The sequence below is a fragment of the Stenotrophomonas sp. YAU14D1_LEIMI4_1 genome (assembly GCF_003086815.1).
In the GTDB taxonomy this organism is placed as follows: domain Bacteria; phylum Pseudomonadota; class Gammaproteobacteria; order Xanthomonadales; family Xanthomonadaceae; genus Stenotrophomonas.
In genome coordinates this window covers 4,028,150-4,047,496 of the sequence record NZ_CP025997.1, presented here as the reverse complement: position 1 = coordinate 4,047,496, position 19,347 = coordinate 4,028,150, and the positions used below count along the sequence as shown (strand labels likewise).

Sequence of the window (19,347 nt, the reverse complement as noted above, 5' to 3'; positions counted from 1 at the left end):
AAACCCAGGACCCCTCACCCCCATGGCATGGCAGAAGATCAGCGACCTTCCTGACCAACGATTCGTAGGCCCCTACGGCATCGAATACTGGCGAATCCACGAAGGCCAGGTCTTCCACCAGGGCCGCTTGCTGCGCAAGGCCGATGCGGCCACCTTCGAGTTCATTCCCGCTCACTACTTCATCGCGCGTGACGCGCACGCCGTCTACCACGCCTGGACCCGGCTGCCCGCCATCGACCGCGACAGTTTCCGCCAGTGCGGCGATTACTGGCTGGACAACCGCCATGTGTACTTCGAGTACGAAACATCGCTGAAAGCGCTGGCAGAAGCCGATTGCACCACCTTCCGCAGTCTGGGCGGTGCCTATGGCGCCGATGACCATGGCGGCTGGTACGGCGGCCGGCGCATGAAGCAGTGCCTGCGGGGTGACCGGCTGCAGCTTTCACCGCTTGACCCGCTGTTCGCGCTGGACGACACCCATGTCTACTGCGACGGGAAGCCGCTGCCCGGCGTGGATCGCGCACGCTGGCGGCTGCTGAACGATGGATTCTCCCGCGACGACAGCCGTATCTACTACCTGGAACGGAAACTGCCGCGCGTAGATGCGGCATCGTGGCGGCCGTTGCAGGGCAGCTGGTCGCGGGACCACAAGCACCTGTTCCATATGTTCATGATCGAGACCGACCCGGCGTTGCGTGCGCAGCATGGTTTCAGCTATGACGCGGGGTGACGCTGCAGTCGGTTACCGCGATACCTTGATCTGGGTCAGGCGTCCCCCCGAGGCCCTGGCGTGCGGTACGCGGAACATGGCGCCGGGTTGCACGAGTTCGGCCTGCTGCATCATCTTCGGCCACCACTCCGGAAGCCGCGCTGCGCGCTCGTAGTGGTTGAACGTGCTCCATCCCTTGGCCAGCACGAACACGGTCAGACCGAGGCGTGCGATGGCCTCGCGTTCTGCAGGCTTGCGATGGTGATGATCCTGGGTGACGTGTACGCGGATGCCACGCTGGGTGGCCGCGTCGAAGAGCTCCAGGTCGGTCGTGCCAGGTTTCACGAACTGCCTTACGTGGAAGACTTCATGTTCGTCCGCACCTGCAATGGCGTCGATGGCCCGGGCCAGCGCGGGCGGAAGATTCTCATCGATCTGCGCCTTCAAGGCGCGGCTCGATTCTCGAACTGCAGTGCTTTCTTCACTGCAGCCAGAGGCAGGTCATACAGTCGTGCCACGCGACGCTCGTCGCCACCTTCGGCCTGCATTGCCTCGACAATGGCGATGGTGGGAACGCCCGATTCGGAGAGGATGGGCTGACCAAAACTGCGCTGGGGATCAAACACCACCGCGCGGGAGCCCTTCAGTGGGAACCATCGTTCGGCACGATCATCGATGCCCAGCTCAATGCCGTCACGCAGTGACGGTGCGATGACTTTGCGCATCACGTCCTGGCGCTTCACCACATCCACCAGTGCGGCATCGCCGCTGTCGCCCACCAGTTCCATGAAAATGCGGCGCCCGTCGGTCTTGAAGCTGGTGCTGGTGAAGGGATACTCCTTACCGAGCCGTTCGTTCAGTTCGACAATGGTTCGCCGCACCAGGTTGAGTGGCACGCCACAGGCGACGAACGTGCGGACGAAGCGCAGCTCGATCAGATCGCGGAAGCCAATGCCGTCGATCTCTGAATCGGCCCATTGCGACTTCCACAGGGGAGGGTGGACCTCAGGATTACCGTGCTTCCGGCCCTGGTAGCCCTTCAGCCACCGGCGCAGCTCCGACGAGCTGCCGCCAATGAAGCGCGCGGCATCGGCGTAGGAATAGAGGCCGACGCCAAGGTTGTCCTGTGCTGGCAAGGCGATACCCATGGCAGCGAGTCTACTCAATGCGAAGGGAGCAGGAGTGCAGAGCCACATTCTGCGCCCTGCGGGACGCATGAACTGAGACGGGAGACATGCGGGCGCGAATCTGCCCGCTGCTTGGCAGGCCGTAGCCGACACGAAGATGGCGCGCCCGGAGGGATTCGAACCCCCGACCAATGGCTTCGGAAGCCACTACTCTATCCGGCTGAGCTACGGGCGCGTTGTAGAACCGCCACACCGTCGGCCAGTGCCGGGGTGGGCATCGCAGCGCCATGAAGGCGGTGCGGGAGGGGCATTCTATCCAGTTTCGCCGCACAAATCTCCCCCCGGCTGCAAAGTCGGCCGCAGGGCACAGGAGTATCCTAGTGCGATGGCTGATACTCCCCTTTCCGCGCCGCATTCGGCGCCGACGCCGCGCTGGCGTCATTACTGGTCCCTGATGCGCGCTGATCGCCCGATTGGCACGCTGCTGCTGCTGTGGCCCACCTGGTGGGCGTTGTGGCTGGCCGCTGGCGGCCTGCCGCCGCTGTGGACCCTGTTCGTGTTCACCGCCGGCGTGTGGCTGACCCGCTCGGCCGGGTGTGTCATCAACGACTACGCCGACCGCTGGCTCGACCCGCACGTGGAACGCACCAAGGCCCGTCCGCTGGCCACCGGGGCGATCAGCGGCCGCGCGGCGCTGGTGCTGTTCGCGGTGCTGATGCTGGTGGCGTTCGCGCTGGTGCTGACCCTGAACGGCCTGACCATCGGCCTGAGCTTCATCGGCGTGTTCCTGGCCGCCAGCTACCCCTACCTGAAGCGCTACACCCATCTGCCGCAGGTGTACCTGGGCATGTCCTTCGGCTGGGGCATCCCCATGGCGTTTGCCGCCGTGCAGGGCGAAGTGCCCACGCTGGCGTGGCTGCTGTACGCGGGCAACATCCTGTGGTCCACCGCCTACGACACCTGGTACGCCATGGTCGACCGCGAGGACGACCTGAAAATGGGCTCGCATTCCACCGCGATCCTGTTCGGTGAACTGGACCTGGTCATCCAGGGCGTGCTGTATGCACTGTTCCTGGCCACGATGGCGCTGGTGGGTGTGCGCGGCGGCCTGGGCGGGTACTACCTGGCGGGCGTGGCGGTGGCCGCGGTGCTGGTGGCGTATGAATTCTGGATCTGCCGCAACCGCGAACGCGGGCCGTGTTTCAAGGCCTTCCTGCACAACAACTGGGTGGGCGCGGCCTTGTTTGCGGGTATCGCCGCGGATCTGGCGCTGCGCTGATGGCGCCCGCCGGGCATGGCCCGGCGCTACCGGTGTGGGTTTGCGCGGATGGCGCCCGGCGCCGGCTTTCGTAGAGTCGAGCTTGCTCGACTGCTCTTCGCGGCCAATCCAGGGCAGTCGAGCAAGCTCGACTCTACGACCAATAGGTGGCTGACAGCCCGCACCCCACCGCCCAGAATCGGGCCATCGAACCTGGGAGGGTAGGCGATGGCCTCGACGGCAGCAGCACAGGACGGCTGGATGGCGCGCGCAGCGCTGCGTTCGGCCGCCTGGGCGGAAAAGTGGTTCCCCGATGCGTACGTGTTCGCGGTGCTGGGCGTGGTCATCGTCGCGCTGGCGGCACTGGGCTTCGGCTCGACCCCGCAGGCCACCGCCAGCGCCTTCGGCGATGGCTTCTGGAGCCTGATCCCCTTCACCATGCAGATGGCCTTCGTGGTCATCGGTGGCTATGCAGTGGCCACCGCGCCGATCGTCGCCCGCTTCATCGATTTCCTGGCCCGGGTGCCGCGCACCGGCCGTGGCGCGGTGGTGTACGTGGGCCTGGTCAGCATGCTGGCCTCGCTGCTCAGCTGGGGCTTCTCGCTGGTGTTCGGCGGCCTGCTGGTGCGTGCGCTGGCCCGCCGCAGCGAACTGCGCATGGATTACCGCGCCGCAGGTGCGTCGGCCTACCTGGGCCTGGGCGCGGTGTGGGCGATGGGCCTCAGCTCGTCGGCGGCGCAGCTGCAGGCCAACCCGGCCAGCATGCCGCCGGGGCTGGTGGAAATCACCGGCGTGCTGCCGTTCACCGAAACCATCTTCCTGTGGCAGTCGATCGCGCTGACCGTGGTGCTCATCCTGGTTTCGCTGCTGATCGCCTGGCTGACCGCACCGGCCGCCGGCAGTGCACGCACCGCCGAAGATTTCCCCGGCGCCGCGCAGGCCGAGCCGGAACCGCTGCAGCAGCGCACCCGTCCCGGCGAATGGCTGGAATACAGCCCGCTGCTGACCGTGCTGCTCTCGCTGCTGGCCTTCGGCTGGCTGTTCAACGAATTCGCCAGCAAGCCGGTGGTCACCGCCATCGCCAACCTCAACACCTACAACTTCCTGTTCATTTCGCTGGGTCTGCTGCTGCACTGGCGGCCGCGCAGCTTCCTCAACGCGGTGGCCAAGGCGGTGCCCAGCACCACCGGCGTGCTGATCCAGTTCCCGCTGTACGGCGGCATCGCGATGATCCTCACCCATGCCGCCGGCGGTGATGGGCAGACGCTGGCGCATCGCCTGTCCAGCCTGTTCGTGCACGTGGCCAGCACCGATACCTTCGCCCTGGTGATGGGCGTGTACTCGGCGGTGCTGGGCTTCTTCGTGCCCTCCGGTGGCGGCAAGTGGATCATCGAGGCGCCGTATGTCATGCAGGCCGCCAATGAGTTGAAGGCGCACCTGGGCTGGGCGGTGCAGGTCTACAACGCGGCCGAAGCGCTGCCGAACCTGATCAACCCGTTCTGGATGCTGCCGCTGCTGGGCGTGCTGGGTCTGAAGGCACGCGATATCGTGGGCTTCACCTTCATCCAGCTGCTGGTGCACATCCCACTGGTGTTGGGCCTGCTGTGGGTGCTGGGCATGACCCTGACCTACGTGCCGCCAGTGATGCCGTAGCGCGCCTGGGGTCAGATCCCTGCCGCAGGCGGGGCTCTGACCCCAACAACCCTCCGTAGAGTCGAGCTTGCTCGACTGCTTTGCGATCCTGCCCTTGTAGAGTCGAGCTTGCTCGACTGCTTTACGCGAGCAAGCCAGAGCAGTCGAGCAAGCTCGACTCTACGACGGCGTGACCACACGCGGCTGCGCGACGGCAGTCGAGCAAGCTCGACTCTACGACGCGGCCGCTTGCTTCTCGATCTCTACCTTGCGCAGCAGAAATCGCTGCACCTTCCCGCTGGGTGTCTTCGGTACCTGCGCCACGAATTCCACCAGGCGCGGATACGCATGCGCAGACAGGCGCGAACGCACGTGCTGCTGCAGTTCCGTGGCCAGCCCCTCATTGCCACTGTGGCCATCGCGCAGGATCACGAAGGCTTTCACAATCTCGGTGCGCTCCGGATCGGGCACGCCGATCACCGCGGCCTCGGCCACGGCGGCGTGTTCCATCAGCACGCTTTCCACGTCGAACGGCCCGATGCGGTAGCCCGACGAGGTGATCAGATCATCAGAGCGGCCGATGAAACTGATCGAGCCATCCTCTTCCCACTCCACCGAATCGCCCGTGCGATACCAGCCATCGCGCAGCGCGGGCGTCTCGGCGCCGTAGTAGCCGGTGAACCAGAGAATGGGCGACTGCTGCACATCCACCGCCAGGATGCCCGGCGTGCGCGGCGGCAGGACGTTGTCGTGCTCATCCAGCACCGCCACCCGGTAACCGGGCATGGCGAAGCCGGACGAACCGGGCCGCACCGCGTGGGCCAGCGCGTGGTGGTTGTTCACCACCATGCCGGTTTCGGTCTGCCCATAGTGGTCCAGCACCGTGGTGCCCAGGTGTTCGCGGAACCAGCGGGCGATTTCCGGATTCAGCGGCTCGCCCGCACTGCTGACCACCCGCAGTTGCCCCTTGATGCCGGCGCTGGCCGCAGGGCCGGCACCGATGATCTGCCGGTAGGCGGTGGGCGAGCCCGCCAGGTTGGTTACCCCCAGCTGCTGGATGATCTGGTTCAGCCCGGCCACGCTGAAGCCGGCTTCGCTGAAGGTGGTGGCATGACCCAGCAGCAGCGGGCCGGTAACCCCGTAGTACAGGCCGTAGGCCCAACCGGGATCGGCAATGTTCCAGAACACATCGTCGGCGCGCAGATCCACCGCCAGTTCCATGTAACTGGCAAAGGCCAGCAGGGCGCGCAGCGGCACCGGCACGCCCTTGGGGCTGCCGGTGGTGCCCGACGTGGACAGCAGGGCCATCAGGTCGTCACCGCGCAGCATCACCGGGGCCCGCTCGGCCGGTGCCTGGTACGTGCGCGCCCGCCAGTCGATATCGCCGTCGGCCACGCGCAGCCCGGTGCCGGCGATGGTGGCTACGGTCGGGCAGCCGCTCACCCCGTCCAGCTTGCTGCGGTTGGCCAGGTCGGTCACCACCAGCCCAGTGCGCCCGGTGGCCAGCCGCGTTTCAATGGCCTTGGGCCCGAACGCGGTGAACAGCGGTTGGTAGACCGCACCCAGCCGCCAGGTGCCCAGAATCACCGCCAGCAGGTCGGGCGTGCGCGGCAGCAGGCCGGCCACCACATCGCCACGGGCGATGCCAGCCTCGGCGAGTACGTTCGCGGCCCGCGCAGCGGCCTCGCGCAGGTGTTCGAAGGTGTAGGTGTGCAGGTGCCCCTGCGCATCCACCCAGCGCAGCGCGGTGGCATTGCGCCCGCAGTGGCGGTCGCAGCACTCCACGCAGGCATTCACACCGGTCCGCAGATCGCCCTGCAGGCGCGCTTCCCACTGCGCCAGATCGAAGTCGGCCAGGGCCTGGTCGTAGGAAGGCCGTGCTGTGCTGTCGTGAGCCATGCGTGTCTCCACCAAGGGTCTGCCCGACGATAGGCGCGGCCGGGGGCGGCTGCAAATCGGACCAAAGGCGTAGGCGGTCAGCTGGCTTCGTCTTCGCCGAAGCGCACGCCGTTGAAGGTATGCGTGCAGCAGGTGCACGAGGGCACCATGTCCTTCGCCTTCAGCGCCGGCGCCACCCGCTGCAGCAGACCGGCCTCATCCACGTACAGCCCGCTGAAGTACGAGGCCTCGCCCACGCGCACCTGGTCACGGCGCGGGGCATTGCCGGTGGCCACGATCCAGCTGATGGGGTCCTGCGTATCCAGCCGCGCGCAGGCTTCCGAATGCACCTGCACCCAGGGCTGGCCCACCTTGGACAACAGGAAGCGGAACAGCGGCGTGTAATCGCGGCCGTGGCGGTGGCCAGCGTGCATCGAACCACGCGTGGCCTCGCTGGCCAGCGTGCCCTTGCGATGGCGCTCGTGGCGGTAGTCACCGCCGTGCTCGCCGTGGCGGCTGTTGCGTGCCCGTGCATTCACCCGGCGGAACAGAGGGGCGGAACGGTCCATCGTTCACTCGGCGCAGGGAAGAGCCGTCGATTGTCGGGCGGCCCCGCGCAGCCAGCAAGCGCCTGGCCGCCTTAATGGGCGCGGCAGCAGGGCCCATTAAGCACATGCGCAACCCGCATGAACCCTTCATGTGCTTGTGGCACAAGGGACTGCGCGTGTTCATTCACCGCCGTGCACGCGCCCGTAGCCGCGCTGCAACGCGTGGTTAACCTTCGGCTGCAGACCATGCGCACGTCCACCGCATTCCGCGCGTGGCATTTGGAGATCGGACATGGCACAGCAGAACCAGAACCCGAACCAGAAGCAGCAGGGCCAGCAGAACCAGCAGGATCAGCAGCAGGGACGTGGCCGCGACCAGCAGCAGCAACAGCAGCAGGAACAGCAGCAGCGCAACCAGCGCAACCAGCAGCAGGGCGGCCATGACGAAGAAGAATGACCCGCGTGCAGCCCACGCGTGAACGGTGAAGCCCCGCCTGGTGCGGGGCTTCGCTTGTTGCAGCAGGCGTGTTTACAGCGGGCCTACCCGCTGCAGCGCGGGGGTGGCCGCCATGTCGTTGGGGTTGGTGCCGGGAAGATCCTGCGGCACCGCCATGCCCATGCCGGCATACAGATCCACCCAGTGCTGGGAAATCTGCCCGGTCTTTGGATTGCGGAAGTTCATCGGCTGCAGCGCGAACACATGGTGGGTGCGGAACGCGCGTTCAATGAAATCCGAACAGTAGTAGCTGTCCTCGTTCAACACATAGGCCGTGTTGTACGGCTTGCCCAGCATGGTGCGCGCCGTGGCGATGGCATCGGCCAGCACCTGCGGCGGCGCCGCGCGCAGGCGGTACACCACGATCTGCCGCTGCTTGTCCCGCGCATCCTGGCGGAACTCCGCCAGCGTCTGCTGCCGCGAGCCCTTTTCATCGGCGTGCAGCACCTGCAGTTCACCCGGTCCATCGGCCACCAGGGCAACGTGGTCGAAGCGGGTGCCGCCTTCGCGCGCGGTGGCATCGTCGATGGCCGCGCTCAGGCCAGTCTGGCCGGCGCTGACGAACAGCAGATCGCCCGGCCGCGCTTCCACGGCCAGCGCAACGGCCGGCCACAGCGCGGGCAGCAACAGGCCAATCAACAGGAACAGGGCGCGCATGGCAGGGCCGGGCTCGGGAAAACGCGATTGTACGGCGCAGGGTAGGATGGTGCGACCGAACCGGAATCAGGATGATCCCATGCGCTGCCGCCGTTCCCTTGTGCTGCTGGCCCCTGTCTTCAGCCTTGCCCTGGCCGCCTGCACCCAGGCCCCGCAGGCTTCGCAGCCGCAGCCGGCAGAAGCGGCGGCCCCTGCTGCACAGGCCGCCGCAGCCGCAGCCGCTACGCCCGCCGCACCGGCCTGCCCGCACGAGCAGTTCGATACCTTCCTGAAGCACTTCGGCAAGGAGATTGCGCTGCAGGAAACGGCCACTGCCGATCCGCTGCGCGACAGCTACGTCGATGCCGGTGCCGAACCCGAGCCGAAGACCGTGGAAAAGCAGCTGCCGCTGGCCGAGGTGGAATGGCCGGTGATGCCGGATCCGGCCACGCTGGCCGGCCGTGGCCGCGAAATGACCATCACCGCGCAGGCCGACGGCCAGATGCAGGTGCTGATGCGCACCCCCGATACCAGCGACCAGCAGGTCTACACCTTCGCCCGCACCCCGTGCTGGACGCTGGTGAGCCGGGCCGATGAATCGATCTGAACAAAACCGGCCTCGCCGCCCCGGTAGAGTCGAGCTTGCTCGACTGCTGTTGGCGTAATGCGAAAAGCAGTCGAGCAAGCTCGACGCTACAAGGACATGCCATGAGCACCCACAGGATGCGAACCGTCGCCCACGTCGCCGCGCTGTTGCTTGCCACCGGCACCGCCAGCGCGCAGGCCCTTCACGCCGATGATCGCGCGTATTTCGCCAGCGCTGGCGCCGAGCAGACCGCGCGCTCGGTTCTGGCCGAGAAGACGGCGGCGCTGCAGGCGGCGACCGGGGGCGATCCCGCCGTGCGCTTCCGGCAGGCCGAGCAGCTGCAGGCGCAATGCCTGCGCCACTATGCCTACCTGCACCTGCAGGCCGGCCGCGATGCCCGCGATCGTCGCCCGGCGCAGGCGTTGGACCAGGTAATGGGCTTGTGCGGCAGCATTGCCCGCGCCGGCAGGGCGGCCCTGCATGCGGCGCCGGCCGATGCCGGCTGGGCCAACGCCTACCCGTTCCTGCGCGAGCGTGCGCAGCAGGAGGCCGCGCTGCCCAGTAACGCCGCGCTGGATGACGCGGTGGATGCGTTGGCCGGCCCGGCCATGGACAGCTTCGCGCGGCTGCGCCGACAGATCATGCGCACGGCCGTCTATCCGCAACTGCAGCACGACGGGCGCCAATGGGACACCGGCGCCGATCGGCTGGCGCTGGCCCTGCAGCCCGACCGCGCGCTGCGCGAGGCAGGTTGGAAGGGATACTGGCAGGGCCTGCAGTCGCGGCGCGATCCGATGGCGTCGGTGCTGCTGGGGCTGGTGCAGGTGAACGACAGCGCCTCGCAGCTTCAGGACCACGCCTCGGCTACCGAGCGTGGCTATCGCCACATGGGGCTGGACGCTGCCACCGTGCAGACCACGCTGGCAGCGGTGGAACGCCATGCCCCGCAGCGTGATGCCTACCAGCAGCAGCTGCTGCGGCATGCAGAAAACAACGGCGTGTCGAACCCGCAGCCCTGGGATACCACGGTGCCCGATGCCGGCTACGTGCCGCCCGTGCTGACCCTGCAACAGCTGCGCGATACCGCCGCCGATGCCATGCAGCACTTGGGTCCGGCCTACGTGGAAGAGCTGCGCGCGCTGCTGGACCCTGCCAGCCAGCGCATGGATCTGGACACCGCGCGCGGCCAGCGCAGCCAGGATGCATTCCCGGTGTTTGCACCCGATGCACCCGCGCTGTTGTTCGTGGGCCAGCGTAGTGGTGATCTGGAAAGTGACGTGGAGATCGTCCACGAAGCCGGGCACAGCCTGCACGGGCAGTGGATGCAGCGGAACCATGCATCGCCGCTGCAGCTCAATGGCAGCGCGTGGCTGACCGAAGCGTTTGCGATCTACAACGAACTGCGCTTCCGCGAACGCCTGTACCAGCAGGCGCAGGACCCGCGTGCCAAGGCGTACTACCTCAAGTCGCTGCTGGACGACATGGTGCTGCAGGTGTTCACGTCGGCAGAAGAGGCGCAGCTGGAGCGATCGATCTACCAGGGCGTGGCCAACAATACCCTGGGCACCGCCGATGATCTGGACCAGCTTACCGGGCAGGTGCTGGCGCGCTATGGCCAACAGCCGCAGCGCTACCCGGAACTGCGCAACGCCTGGATCGGCAAGCGCTTGATGTATGAAGACCCGAACTACCTGGTCAACTACCTCTACGCCGGGCTGCTGGCCGTGCAGTTGTACGCGCTGGACCAGCAGGACCCGGAAGGCTTCCGCGTGCGTTACCTGCAGGTGCTGGGCGAAGGCTTTGATCGCGCACCCCAGCAGCAGGTGGCGCAGCTGTTGGGGCATGCGCCCGACTGGCCCGCGCTGGTCGATGCGGACATGCAGGTGTTCGAAGACAACGTCGCCCAGCTGCGCGCGCTGCATGCGCAGATCGATAGCGAGCGGCATCGGTGAAGTGGGACCTGGGCCGCCTTGCGCCGTGGCCGCCGCTGGATGGTCCGGTGGTCGACGCCTGGAGCGGTGGTGGTGGGTGGCGGTGGCGCCTCAGGTAGCTGGTAGATCAGACGGTGTGCACGCGCCATCCGCGCCCGTGGTCGTGCAGTTCGCCGCTGCCGGCCACCCCACCGATCTGCAACACCAGGCCCTGTGCATTGGGCAGGTCTTTCTGTTCGGGGAACCAGCGGCGGTCGGCGGCCACCACGATCAGCAGACCCTCGTCATCACCCATCGGCGCGAACTGCGCCGACGGCGGACTGAGCGGCTGCAGGCCGAAACGCGCACTGACGTCGGCGCGTACCGCATCCACATCATCGCTGGGCAGGCCCACCTCGCTCAGGCACTGCAGTTCACTGCCGTGGAAGGCACCGGTATGCGTGCCGGCCGGCAGGCGCTTACGCCCGATCAATTCCAGGATCAGGCCGTCGGGTCCGGTGAAATACACCGACTGCGACTGCCAGCTGCTTTCCAACGCGAAGTAATCGACGCCCTCTGGATTGCGTTGCAGTGGCGTGCGTTCGCGCAGCCACCCCATCGCCTCGGGGAAGCGATTGTCTGGCACGTTGAAGGCCAGGTGCACGCCGCCGGTGGCGCGGGTACCCGCCGGTTGCAGGTCGATCGTGCTCCAGCCGATGTGCACATGGTGGCCGATCACGCGCTGCTGCAGTACATCGCGGAAATAGTCGGCAACGGTTTCGACGTTCGACACCGGCAGAGTGAGATGCAGCAGGCGCATGCGTGATCCTCCATGAGGCACTGGGGCGAGTGTAGCGCCGCGCACCTTTCGCCAGCGTCATCGCCCGCGCAACGAATCGTTACGGCATGCTCTGGTAGGTGCCAACCTTGGTTGGCACAAGCCGTCCGCAGCCGTAACAATGCACCCTTCAAGGACGTCTACAGGGGGAAGGGCATGCACGGACTGATGGCAGAACACCGCGCCGCGGGTGAAACCGGATGGCCATGATCCTTGCGCTGGTGCTGCTGGCACCGCTGCTGCCACTGGCGCTGCTGGTGCTGATGTGGCGGCGTGCGCCGCGCTGGCAGGGCAACCCGTGGCTGTACCGCGCGGCCTTCGCCTTCCTGGCCGCGCTGCTGGCGCCCACCCTGCTGATGGCCGGCCACGGTGGCCTGCCGTGCCCCACCTTCGGTGGCCTGATACTGGTGTTCATGCGGCTGGAATGGATTGGCGACCTGCAGTTGAACCTGATCGCGTTTGGCAGCAAGGACGCCGCGATCCTGTCCGCACCGTTTCTGGTGGTGTTCGCCGCCGCGCTGTTCATCCCGCTTCGCACCGCCCGCCGTGTTCCATTAACCTGGTAGGTGCCAACCTTGGTTGGAACGAACCGTCCACGCCATACTTGCGGTCTGCCTCTGAAGGATTACAGATGGTCAGCAAAGAACCAACCAGCGAAGGCCCTGTGGACGCGGCGTTCCGCCCCGTCCTGACCTGGATGGCCAACGAAATCGCAGCCGGCCGCCCGCCGCAGACGGCAAACGTGTACCTGCGCACCGCCGATACGTGGGAGGCCATCACCGGCATCCTCCAGGACTACGGCGAAACGCTGGTGCCGCTGCCGGAGACGACCTGGGAATCCTCCGTGTGCCAGTGGTATGGGCATCACTGGCAGGTCCTGGTCGATCTTTATACGCAAGGAGAAGGGCGAAGCGATCTGGTGATGCATGTCGACATCATCGAAGCCGAAGGCGGCTTCGACTACACCCTGCACCTGGTCTATGTGCCCTGATCACGCGGGATCGTAGAGTCGAGCAAGCTCGACTGCTCCGGCCCTTCGTAGAGTCGAGCTTGCTCGACTGCCCTGGTTCTTCGTAGAGTCGAGCTTGCTCGACTGCCCTGGTTCTTCGTAGAGTCGAGCTTGCTCGACTGCCGTAGCAAAGAGCAGTCGAGCAAGCTCGACTCTACCAATGCAACGCAGTCCCGAATCGCCCGGCATTCCAATCCAAACAGTCGTGCATCGCCCGGCATTCCAAGCCAAGCAGTCCCGCATCGCCCGGCATTCCAAGCCAAGCAGTCCCGAATCGCCCGGCATTCCAAGCCAAGCAGTCCCGAATCGCCCGGCATTCCAAGGCCAAGCAGCCACGCGTCGGCCGGCATTCCACGGTCAAGCAGCCACGCACCACCCGGCTCGGCCCATCCACGCATGGCGTGGATCTACCGGTGTGCGCCGGGTGTGTCCCGGCACATCCATCCAAGCCCGGCCGTGGCCCCACGCACCATCATCGCGTTGCCTCCCGGCCGATTGTGCTACTACGGCCCGTGCAGTCCTTCCCCCTTCGGAGCACGACCATGGTCAACCCCGTCGCCCAGGCCCATCGCGGCCCGGGCACCACGCTTTTCAGCCTGCTGAACCCCATACCGTTCGGCTTCTTCGTCGCCGCGCTGGTCTTCGACATCCTCTACCTCAACACCGCCGAGGTGATGTGGGGCAAGTCCGCCGCCTGGCTGATCACCTTCGGCCTGCTGATCGCCATCATTCCGCGCCTGATCAACCTGTTCGCGGTGTGGCGCCGCAACGGCACAGCCACCGGCGTGGACCGTGTGGATTTCCTGCTGAACCTGGTGGCCATCGTGCTGGCCATCTGGAACGCCTTCCTGCACAGCCGCGACGCCTATGCGGTGGCCGTGCCGGGCACCGTGCTGTCCGCGCTGACCGTGGCCCTGATCGCGATCGGCTACATCCTGTTGTCACTGCAGGCCCCGGTGCTGCAGGGAGGTCGTCATGGCTGAGCGCATCCTGCCCACGCTGGGCATCCTTTCCCTGGCCGTCATGCTCGCCGCCTGCGCCGGCAAGGCCGAATACCACCCGGCCGACCAGTCCGGTCCGCAGCCGCCGCTGCCCAAGCCGGCCAACTTCCTCATGCCGCCCATGCAGGTGCCCAAGGGCGTGGGCTGGGCCGAAGGCCAGGCGCCGGCCGTGGCCGAAGGCCTGAAGATCGAGCGCATTGCCGCCAACCTGCAGCACCCGCGCCGCCTGCTGACCCTGCCCAATGGCGATGTGCTGGTGGTGGAAGGCAATGGTCCCGGCGAAGAACCGGTCACCACGCCCAAGCAGTGGATTGCCGGCAAGGTGAAGGCGCGCTCGGGCAAGGCCGGCAAGGGCGGCAACCGGGTCACCCTGCTGCGGCGCACGCCGGGCACCGATACCTGGACCCAGCACGTCTACATCGAAGGCCTGCACTCGCCGTTCGGCATCCAGTTGATCGGCAACACGCTGTACGTGGCCAACACCGGCAACATCATGCAGTACCAGTACGTGCCGGGCGCCACCCGCATGGCCGACAAGGGCCGCGAGTTCACCGATCTGCCCAGCACCATCAACCACCACTGGACCAAGGAACTGCTGGCCAGCCGCGATGGCAGCAAGCTGTACGTGGGCGTGGGGTCCAACAGCAACATCACCGAAAATGGCCTGGCCGTGGAATATCGCCGCGCCGTGGTGCTGGAAGTGGACGTGGCCACCCGTGGCAGCCGCATCTACGCATCGGGCATCCGCAATCCCACCGGCCTGGACTGGGAGCCGAGCACCGGCGCGCTGTGGGCGGTGGCCAACGAGCGCGATGAGATCGGTGCCGACCTGGTGCCCGATTACCTCACCTCGGTGAAGGAAGATGGCTTCTACGGCTGGCCCTACAGCTACTACGGCCAGCACGTGGACGAACGCGTGCAACCGCAGCGGCCCGATCTGGTGGCCAAGGCGATCAAGCCCGACTACGCCATCGGCTCGCACGTGGCGCCGCTGGGCCTGCTGTTCTACACCGGCCAGTCGCTGCCTGCGAAGTACCACGGCGGCGCCTTCATCGGCGAACACGGCAGCTGGGACCGTTCACCGCTGAGCGGCTACGAAGTGGTGTACGTACCGTTCAAGGACGGCAAGCCGACCGGCCGCCCGCAACCGGTGGTGACCGGGTTTGCGTCGAAGGATGAAAAGACCCTGATGGGCGCCCCGGTGGGCATGGCGATGGATGCCGACGGCGCGCTGCTGGTGGCTGACGACGTAGGCGACGTCGTCTGGCGGGTGTCGGCGAAGTAGCGGAATTGTAGAGTCGAGCCATGCTCGACTGCTTTGGCTTTGGCTTTGGCTTTGGCTTTGGCTCTGGCTTTGGCTCTGGCTGCGGCCGTGGCTCTGGCTGCGGCCATGGCCGTGGCTGTGGCCTTTGTAGAGTCGAGCTTGCTCGACTGCTTCGGCCAACAGCAGTCGAGCAAGCTCGACTCTACGAAAAGCGAAAAGCAGCCAAGCATGGCTTGGCTCTACAGTTCCGCGGTGCTTCCGCGCAGTCCGCTGAACACCGATTCGGCGGCAAACCCCACGCCGCCCAGCAGTACGCCGAAGTACACCATCGTGGCCACCACGAAGGCATAGCCGGCCGCCACCGCGGCGCCATCGCGCTGGATGAAGCCGATGGCAAACGACATCAGCGCCAGCGCGGGCAGCGTATTGCTGAAGGGAATCGGCCCGGCCGGGGCCATCAGCAGCAGCGTGGCTACCACCAGCGCCAGGTTGTTCACGCGCATCATCTTCTTCGAACGCACCATCACCGCCAGCCGCATCGGCTGCGACAGGCGCTCCATGCGGTGCACCCACTTCAGGGCCCGGCCCAGGTTGGCGCGCAGCTTGTCGGTGGCCACCTCGCGCTCGGCCAGGCGCTGCGGCACCCACAGCGGCCGGTCGCGCACGCGGCTCAGGCCAATCAGCAGAATGGACGCACCAAACACCGTGCTCAGGCCGGGAATGGACACCGGAATCAGGAAAATGGCCGACAGCAGGATCACGATCAGCATCAGCCCTTCATCACCCAGCGCTTGCAGCAGGGTGCCCACGCGGATGTGCTGGCCCGGCAGACCGTCGATCAGGTCTTCAATCTGCTGTGCCAGCGGGGCGGTGTCGGTGGCCTCGGGGGCGCGGTAGGTCATGCGTCTGGATCTCCAGGGTAGGGCGGTCATGGGGCCGTCCTGCGGTGGGGCGCACAGGCTTGCCGAGTATGGCCGCCAACGGCGGCGCGCGGCTGAACCGCACATGAGAACGGCAGCCGCGGCCGGGCTGGCCTAAAATGGAGGGCCCCGCGCTGGAAATGAAACTGATGGACATGGGCCGCAGGCAATCGACCATCCAACTGGTCGCCATCGATATGGATGGCACCCTGCTGGACCCGGCGCACAAGCTCACCGCACGCGCCAAGCAGGCCATTGCGCAGGCCCGCGCGCTGGGCGTGCATATCGTGCTGACCAGCGGCCGCCCGGTGTCCGGGCTGGCGCCGTTCCTGCAGGAACTGGGCATCACCGGCAATGACGATTACTGCATTGCCTGCAACGGCGGCCTGGTGCAGCGCATCGGAACCCGCGAAACAGTGGTGGAATTCCCGCTCAGCTTCGACGACTTCCTGTACTGCGAACAGGTTTCGCGGCAGTTGGGTGTGCACTTCCAGGCGCTGGACGGCCACCGCCTGTACACCACCAACCAGGACATCAGCCGCTACACCGTCATCGACTCGCACCTGTCCCACGTGCCGCTGTCGTACCGCCGCGTGCAGGACATGGACCCCTCGATGTCCTTCATCAAGCTGATGATGATCGACGAACCCGACGTGCTGGATGCAGCCATTACCCGCCTGCCGGCCGAACTGACCGAACGCTTCGCCGTGTTGAAGAGCGCGCCGTTCTTCCTGGAAGTGTTCGACCACCGCGCTGGCAAGGGGCCCAGCCTGCAGCGCCTGGCCGAACATCTGGGTATCGACCGCGCCAACGTGATGGCCATTGGCGATCAGGAAAACGATCTGACCATGCTGCAGTTCGCCGGCACCAGCGTGGCCATGGGCAACGCCATCGACGCAGTGAAGGCGGTGGCGCGTTTTGAAACCACACCGAACACCGACGAAGGCGTGGCCCGCGCAATCGAGCGCTTCGTGCTGCAGTAACCGCGCGCCCCGGCTCCGGTAGGTGCCAACCTTGGTTGGCACACAGCCCGGGGTCAGATCCCTTCCGCAGGAAGGGCTCTGACCCCACGCGCAATGTTCCCGGCACCGAAAGAGCATGCCAACCAAGGTTGGCATCTACCAATTCGGGTGGGCGGCAAACACGCAAGGTTCCCACAATGTTGCCGGCGCATGCTGTCCGCATGGCCCAGCCCGACCCCGTGTTCCTGCCCACCCGCCCGCGCGCCCACGGACGCGCGAGCCCGGTGCCCTATGCGGCCCCGCAGGTCGATCTGAACACCGAATACCAGTTCTGGCAGGCCTACGAACGCCTGGTGCGGCCCTTGCCCGGCGGCGGCCTGCGCCTGGCCTGGCTGGTGTTCCAGCAGGTCTACCGCGCCCGCCAGCGCCACCCCCACGACAGCCATGCCAGCGCCCTGGGCCGCGTGCTGTTCGGCAGCAACATGACCGCAGAGCGCGCCGCCGAACTGCAGGACTTATACGGTTTGGTCAGCCGCCGCCTGGCCGCCCTCGCCAGCCGGGGTCAGAGCCCTTTTCGCAGAAAAGGGCTCTGACCCCGAAGCCCCGACATCCACCCCAAAGACACACCGCGCATCATCCGGCACCCCTCGCTGCATGCGCAGAATCCGCGCCTGCACCCACGACGGCTCGCCAGCGCCCACCACATCACCCGGCGCGATCCCCAGCCATCGTTGGAAACGCCGATGCAGCTGCGCGATATCCGGCGCGCGCCACAGCGCATCGGCGGGCATGCGGATCAGCACCAGCGGCGGGGCATTCTGCACATCCATCACCACCACGCCCTTGCAGCGCACCTGGAAAGCCGCAGCGCCATCATCCTCGGTGTGGAAATCGAACCCCTGCCGGCCCTTTGCCGTGGCCAGGCCGCGTGCATCGCCTTCCAGCAGCGAGTAGTCGAAGTCCTGCAAGGTGGTGTAGGCGTGCACCTGGTCCTCGGGTGGGGCGGGCCACTGCCACCACACCGTGGCCGCCACCACGCCGCACGCGGCCACCGCAGCGAGCAGGCGCGCCCTCATTGCGGCCGCACCCGCTCCTGGATGAAGCTGTTCAACGCCAGCGCTGCCATCGCCAGACCTTCCATCACGCGGTCGCCCACGTATTGGTCAGGATCTCCGTTCTGGCGGGCGCGCTCGGCGGCCAACAGCAGTTGCTGCACCACGCGCTGGCCTGCCAGGGCGCAGTCGGCGTCGCACAGGGCGATCTGCCGGCTGCGCAGCGGGTGGCGTTCCGGCCACGGCTGGCCGTCAGCGGCAACGCCGCCGTCCACGCTGCGCAGGATGGCCAGCAGGCTGGTGGGGTCCGGGGCGGGTTCGGCCGCTTCCTGGATGGGGTGCGGGGGAGGGCAGTGCGGTGTGGTCATGGCAGGCTCCGTGCAAGCAAGCAGAAGCCGCCACCGATAAAGGTGGCGGACGATGCGTGGCTCGAAAACCGGGTGTTAGACAATGCCGGCGGGTACAAGACCCCCACGCACCGCCCGCCATAGCCGGCAGACGGATTGCCAGCCGGCACCACGCAGGGTGGTACCGGCTGGCAAGCGTAAACAACGTCTAACACATCGGGTTTTCGACGCCCGGCCACCCGTTGTCGGTGGCGCTACCAGAGTTGCCTGATGATGTTGGGAATGCCAAGGGCTGCGGGCCAAACCCGCCAATGCCAGAGACGTTTTCAGAATTGTTGCATAGTGCGATTGCGTGGTGAGAAGTTTGGGGCGCAAGGCTTTCAGCGATTTGGCAGGAAGCTGCAGCGATTCACGATTTGATGGTTCCTATCGTGGCATTCGCGACAGGCTCTCGGTCGACCGCTGGTTCTGCGCACGTCCCTCGCGGCCCGCAAAGGGCGTGCTAGATTCATGCAAGAGGGAGTCGCACGGGGTGTACTTTCATGGATGCATCGGCTGAGAAGTGCAGGGCTTCATCAGAAGGACGATCTCTGGTCAACTTGCGGGCCGCATCATGTCCCCGGCTATCGCTGATCGCTCCGGCGTTGCTGCTGGCAGCGTGTTCGAGCGCCCCGGCATCGGCACCATCAGCTCCCTTCCATCATCGAGCGTCCTTTGAAGCGCGGAGTGGATCAACCACGGACGCATTCAAGCGAGACATCGAGCGCTTGGCGAGCACCCGCTTCGGCGATGTCGATGCACTCGAGACACAGCTTCAAACACGCCTGGGGCCGATAACGCGGCAGGGGCGGCGGTATGAGCGGACTGCGGATGGCGGAACGTTGGGCGGGCTTGCGCTGCGCAACATCTCTTTGCGAAGCGCTGCGGACGATCCCAGGCATGCGAACCTGAGCTTTGAGTTCGCAGCACCGGGCATCGTGCTTCGGCAGGTCGCCTGGGATGGAGCGGTCATGCATCCCCCTCACCCTGATGCGCCGGGTTCGCGCGCCCACTGGAACGCGCAGCTGGGCGACGCCACCGTGGTTCTTGGGCTCGATACTGATGACGCGACGCTGGTTTACGTTTCAATCAGTCAACACTGAAAATCCGGCCGCCATGGCGAATCTGGAGACAT

22 protein-coding genes and 1 tRNA gene are annotated in these 19,347 nt (G+C 66.4%); 13 read left to right on the top strand and 10 right to left on the bottom strand.

From position 1 onward, the window contains the following. Positions 1-22 precede the first annotated feature (22 nt). Positions 23-730 (top strand): DKNYY domain-containing protein, encoded by a 708-nt coding sequence (locus tag C1932_RS18555; protein WP_108763153.1) that lies wholly within the window; start codon positions 23-25, stop codon positions 728-730. A 12-nt stretch (positions 731-742) separates the two neighbouring features. Here the strand turns inward: C1932_RS18555 and C1932_RS18550 are convergent, their stop codons facing one another. From C1932_RS18550 to C1932_RS18540, 3 genes are all read right to left on the bottom strand, one after another. Further along, on the bottom strand, positions 743-1,156 hold the full coding sequence (locus C1932_RS18550) for a DUF5615 family PIN-like protein (protein WP_108763152.1): 414 nt from the start codon (positions 1,154-1,156) through the stop codon (positions 743-745). Further along, positions 1,153-1,857 carry a DUF433 domain-containing protein gene (locus C1932_RS18545; RefSeq protein WP_108763151.1) on the bottom strand — a complete coding sequence of 235 codons (705 nt, stop codon included), beginning with the start codon at positions 1,855-1,857 and terminating at the stop codon, positions 1,153-1,155. The genes C1932_RS18550 and C1932_RS18545 overlap by 4 nt, the downstream gene beginning before the upstream one ends. A 137-nt stretch (positions 1,858-1,994) precedes the next feature. Beyond that, a tRNA-Arg gene (locus tag C1932_RS18540) sits at positions 1,995-2,071 on the bottom strand. Positions 2,072-2,221: 150 nt separating this feature from the next. Here C1932_RS18540 and ubiA point away from each other — a divergent pair. Together ubiA and C1932_RS18530 are read left to right on the top strand one after the other, a co-directional pair. Beyond that, the gene (gene ubiA, locus C1932_RS18535) at positions 2,222-3,115 is read left to right on the top strand and encodes a 4-hydroxybenzoate octaprenyltransferase (protein WP_108757445.1); all 894 of its coding nucleotides are present in this window, start codon (positions 2,222-2,224) and stop codon (positions 3,113-3,115) included. A 207-nt stretch (positions 3,116-3,322) separates the two neighbouring features. Continuing rightward, the gene (locus C1932_RS18530; protein WP_199911984.1) at positions 3,323-4,747 is read left to right on the top strand and encodes a TIGR00366 family protein; all 1,425 of its coding nucleotides are present in this window, start codon (positions 3,323-3,325) and stop codon (positions 4,745-4,747) included. A gap of 213 nt (positions 4,748-4,960) precedes the next feature. On the opposite strand, the gene C1932_RS18525 is transcribed toward C1932_RS18530, so the two are convergent. Both C1932_RS18525 and C1932_RS18520 read right to left on the bottom strand, forming a co-directional pair. Further along, positions 4,961-6,625, bottom strand: a complete 1,665-nt coding sequence (locus C1932_RS18525; RefSeq protein WP_108763149.1) for an AMP-binding protein — start codon at positions 6,623-6,625, stop codon at positions 4,961-4,963. Between the two features lie 77 nt (positions 6,626-6,702). After that, positions 6,703-7,173, bottom strand: coding sequence for a hypothetical protein (locus C1932_RS18520; RefSeq protein ID WP_108763148.1), 471 nt, complete (start codon positions 7,171-7,173; stop codon positions 6,703-6,705). A gap of 271 nt (positions 7,174-7,444) precedes the next feature. Here C1932_RS18520 and C1932_RS19970 point away from each other — a divergent pair, with 271 nt between their 5' ends. Next, complete coding sequence (locus C1932_RS19970; RefSeq protein WP_180886923.1) at positions 7,445-7,609, top strand: hypothetical protein; 165 nt, start codon at positions 7,445-7,447, stop codon at positions 7,607-7,609. A gap of 72 nt (positions 7,610-7,681) precedes the next feature. Here C1932_RS19970 and C1932_RS18515 read toward each other — a convergent pair whose 3' ends face one another. Next, positions 7,682-8,305, bottom strand: a complete 624-nt coding sequence (locus C1932_RS18515) for a YiiX/YebB-like N1pC/P60 family cysteine hydrolase (RefSeq protein ID WP_108763147.1) — start codon at positions 8,303-8,305, stop codon at positions 7,682-7,684. 79 nt (positions 8,306-8,384) lie between these two features. On the opposite strand from C1932_RS18515, the gene C1932_RS18510 reads away from it, so the two are divergent. Further along, a complete protein-coding gene (locus tag C1932_RS18510; RefSeq protein WP_108763146.1) occupies positions 8,385-8,891 on the top strand; it encodes a hypothetical protein in 507 nt (168 codons plus the stop codon). Between the two features lie 116 nt (positions 8,892-9,007). Beyond that, positions 9,008-10,822, top strand: coding sequence for a M3 family metallopeptidase (locus C1932_RS18505; RefSeq protein ID WP_234412401.1), 1,815 nt, complete (start codon positions 9,008-9,010; stop codon positions 10,820-10,822). Between the two features lie 106 nt (positions 10,823-10,928). On the opposite strand, the gene C1932_RS18500 is transcribed toward C1932_RS18505, so the two are convergent. After that, the gene (locus tag C1932_RS18500) at positions 10,929-11,600 is read right to left on the bottom strand and encodes a hypothetical protein (RefSeq protein ID WP_108763144.1); all 672 of its coding nucleotides are present in this window, start codon (positions 11,598-11,600) and stop codon (positions 10,929-10,931) included. A 218-nt stretch (positions 11,601-11,818) separates the two neighbouring features. Here C1932_RS18500 and C1932_RS18495 point away from each other — a divergent pair, with 218 nt between their 5' ends. The 4 genes from C1932_RS18495 to C1932_RS18480 all read left to right on the top strand — a co-directional run bounded on the left by C1932_RS18495 (position 11,819) and on the right by C1932_RS18480 (position 14,913). Further along, entirely contained in the window at positions 11,819-12,184 is a 366-nt protein-coding gene (locus C1932_RS18495; RefSeq protein WP_108763143.1) for a hypothetical protein, read from the top strand. 65 nt (positions 12,185-12,249) lie between these two features. Continuing rightward, positions 12,250-12,609 (top strand): hypothetical protein, encoded by a 360-nt coding sequence (locus C1932_RS18490; RefSeq protein ID WP_108763142.1) that lies wholly within the window; start codon positions 12,250-12,252, stop codon positions 12,607-12,609. Between the two features lie 560 nt (positions 12,610-13,169). Continuing rightward, positions 13,170-13,610 carry a DUF2231 domain-containing protein gene (locus C1932_RS18485; protein WP_108763141.1) on the top strand — a complete coding sequence of 147 codons (441 nt, stop codon included), beginning with the start codon at positions 13,170-13,172 and terminating at the stop codon, positions 13,608-13,610. Continuing rightward, a complete protein-coding gene (locus C1932_RS18480; RefSeq protein WP_108763140.1) occupies positions 13,603-14,913 on the top strand; it encodes a sorbosone dehydrogenase family protein in 1,311 nt (436 codons plus the stop codon). Before C1932_RS18485 ends, C1932_RS18480 begins: the two co-directional genes overlap by 8 nt. A gap of 218 nt (positions 14,914-15,131) precedes the next feature. On the opposite strand, the gene C1932_RS18475 is transcribed toward C1932_RS18480, so the two are convergent. After that, a complete protein-coding gene (locus tag C1932_RS18475; protein ID WP_108763139.1) occupies positions 15,132-15,794 on the bottom strand; it encodes an exopolysaccharide biosynthesis protein in 663 nt (220 codons plus the stop codon). 167 nt (positions 15,795-15,961) lie between these two features. Between C1932_RS18475 and yidA the strand changes: the two genes are divergently transcribed. Both yidA and C1932_RS18465 read left to right on the top strand, forming a co-directional pair. Beyond that, positions 15,962-16,795: a sugar-phosphatase gene (yidA, locus tag C1932_RS18470; RefSeq protein ID WP_108763490.1), complete on the top strand. Its 834-nt coding sequence runs from the start codon at positions 15,962-15,964 to the stop codon at positions 16,793-16,795. A gap of 200 nt (positions 16,796-16,995) precedes the next feature. Further along, on the top strand, positions 16,996-17,367 hold the full coding sequence (locus tag C1932_RS18465; protein WP_325051528.1) for a hypothetical protein: 372 nt from the start codon (positions 16,996-16,998) through the stop codon (positions 17,365-17,367). Here C1932_RS18465 and C1932_RS18460 read toward each other — a convergent pair. Further along, the gene (locus C1932_RS18460) at positions 17,290-17,850 is read right to left on the bottom strand and encodes a cold-shock protein (RefSeq protein ID WP_199911983.1); all 561 of its coding nucleotides are present in this window, start codon (positions 17,848-17,850) and stop codon (positions 17,290-17,292) included. The two genes, C1932_RS18465 and C1932_RS18460, sit on opposite strands and share 78 nt — an antisense overlap. Then, positions 17,847-18,194 (bottom strand): hypothetical protein, encoded by a 348-nt coding sequence (locus C1932_RS18455; protein ID WP_108763137.1) that lies wholly within the window; start codon positions 18,192-18,194, stop codon positions 17,847-17,849. Before C1932_RS18455 ends, C1932_RS18460 begins: the two co-directional genes overlap by 4 nt. Before the next feature lie 746 nt (positions 18,195-18,940). Between C1932_RS18455 and C1932_RS18450 the strand changes: the two genes are divergently transcribed. Beyond that, entirely contained in the window at positions 18,941-19,315 is a 375-nt protein-coding gene (locus C1932_RS18450; RefSeq protein WP_108763136.1) for a hypothetical protein, read from the top strand. Positions 19,316-19,347 lie beyond the last annotated feature (32 nt).

What these genes read in the sequence shown, in the direction of transcription:
- C1932_RS18525 (WP_108763149.1), bottom strand. Translation starts at nt 6,625, where the DNA reads ATGGCTCACGACAGCACAGCACGGCCTTCCTACGACCAGGCCCTGGCC.
- C1932_RS18455 (WP_108763137.1), bottom strand. Translation starts at nt 18,194, where the DNA reads ATGACCACACCGCACTGCCCTCCCCCGCACCCCATCCAGGAAGCGGCC.
- C1932_RS18500 (WP_108763144.1), bottom strand. Translation starts at nt 11,600, where the DNA reads ATGCGCCTGCTGCATCTCACTCTGCCGGTGTCGAACGTCGAAACCGTT.
- C1932_RS18490 (WP_108763142.1), top strand. Translation starts at nt 12,250, where the DNA reads ATGGTCAGCAAAGAACCAACCAGCGAAGGCCCTGTGGACGCGGCGTTC.
- C1932_RS18475 (WP_108763139.1), bottom strand. Translation starts at nt 15,794, where the DNA reads ATGACCTACCGCGCCCCCGAGGCCACCGACACCGCCCCGCTGGCACAG.
- C1932_RS18520 (WP_108763148.1), bottom strand. Translation starts at nt 7,173, where the DNA reads ATGGACCGTTCCGCCCCTCTGTTCCGCCGGGTGAATGCACGGGCACGC.
- C1932_RS18480 (WP_108763140.1), top strand. Translation starts at nt 13,603, where the DNA reads ATGGCTGAGCGCATCCTGCCCACGCTGGGCATCCTTTCCCTGGCCGTC.
- C1932_RS18555 (WP_108763153.1), top strand. Translation starts at nt 23, where the DNA reads ATGGCATGGCAGAAGATCAGCGACCTTCCTGACCAACGATTCGTAGGC.
- C1932_RS18505 (WP_234412401.1), top strand. Translation starts at nt 9,008, where the DNA reads ATGCGAACCGTCGCCCACGTCGCCGCGCTGTTGCTTGCCACCGGCACC.
- C1932_RS18495 (WP_108763143.1), top strand. Translation starts at nt 11,819, where the DNA reads ATGGCCATGATCCTTGCGCTGGTGCTGCTGGCACCGCTGCTGCCACTG.
- yidA (WP_108763490.1), top strand. Translation starts at nt 15,962, where the DNA reads ATGGACATGGGCCGCAGGCAATCGACCATCCAACTGGTCGCCATCGAT.
- C1932_RS18510 (WP_108763146.1), top strand. Translation starts at nt 8,385, where the DNA reads ATGCGCTGCCGCCGTTCCCTTGTGCTGCTGGCCCCTGTCTTCAGCCTT.
- C1932_RS18545 (WP_108763151.1), bottom strand. Translation starts at nt 1,857, where the DNA reads ATGGGTATCGCCTTGCCAGCACAGGACAACCTTGGCGTCGGCCTCTAT.
- ubiA (WP_108757445.1), top strand. Translation starts at nt 2,222, where the DNA reads ATGGCTGATACTCCCCTTTCCGCGCCGCATTCGGCGCCGACGCCGCGC.
- C1932_RS18485 (WP_108763141.1), top strand. Translation starts at nt 13,170, where the DNA reads ATGGTCAACCCCGTCGCCCAGGCCCATCGCGGCCCGGGCACCACGCTT.
- C1932_RS18465 (WP_325051528.1), top strand. Translation starts at nt 16,996, where the DNA reads ATGGCCCAGCCCGACCCCGTGTTCCTGCCCACCCGCCCGCGCGCCCAC.
- C1932_RS18530 (WP_199911984.1), top strand. Translation starts at nt 3,323, where the DNA reads ATGGCCTCGACGGCAGCAGCACAGGACGGCTGGATGGCGCGCGCAGCG.
- C1932_RS18460 (WP_199911983.1), bottom strand. Translation starts at nt 17,850, where the DNA reads ATGAGGGCGCGCCTGCTCGCTGCGGTGGCCGCGTGCGGCGTGGTGGCG.
- C1932_RS19970 (WP_180886923.1), top strand. Translation starts at nt 7,445, where the DNA reads ATGGCACAGCAGAACCAGAACCCGAACCAGAAGCAGCAGGGCCAGCAG.
- C1932_RS18515 (WP_108763147.1), bottom strand. Translation starts at nt 8,305, where the DNA reads ATGCGCGCCCTGTTCCTGTTGATTGGCCTGTTGCTGCCCGCGCTGTGG.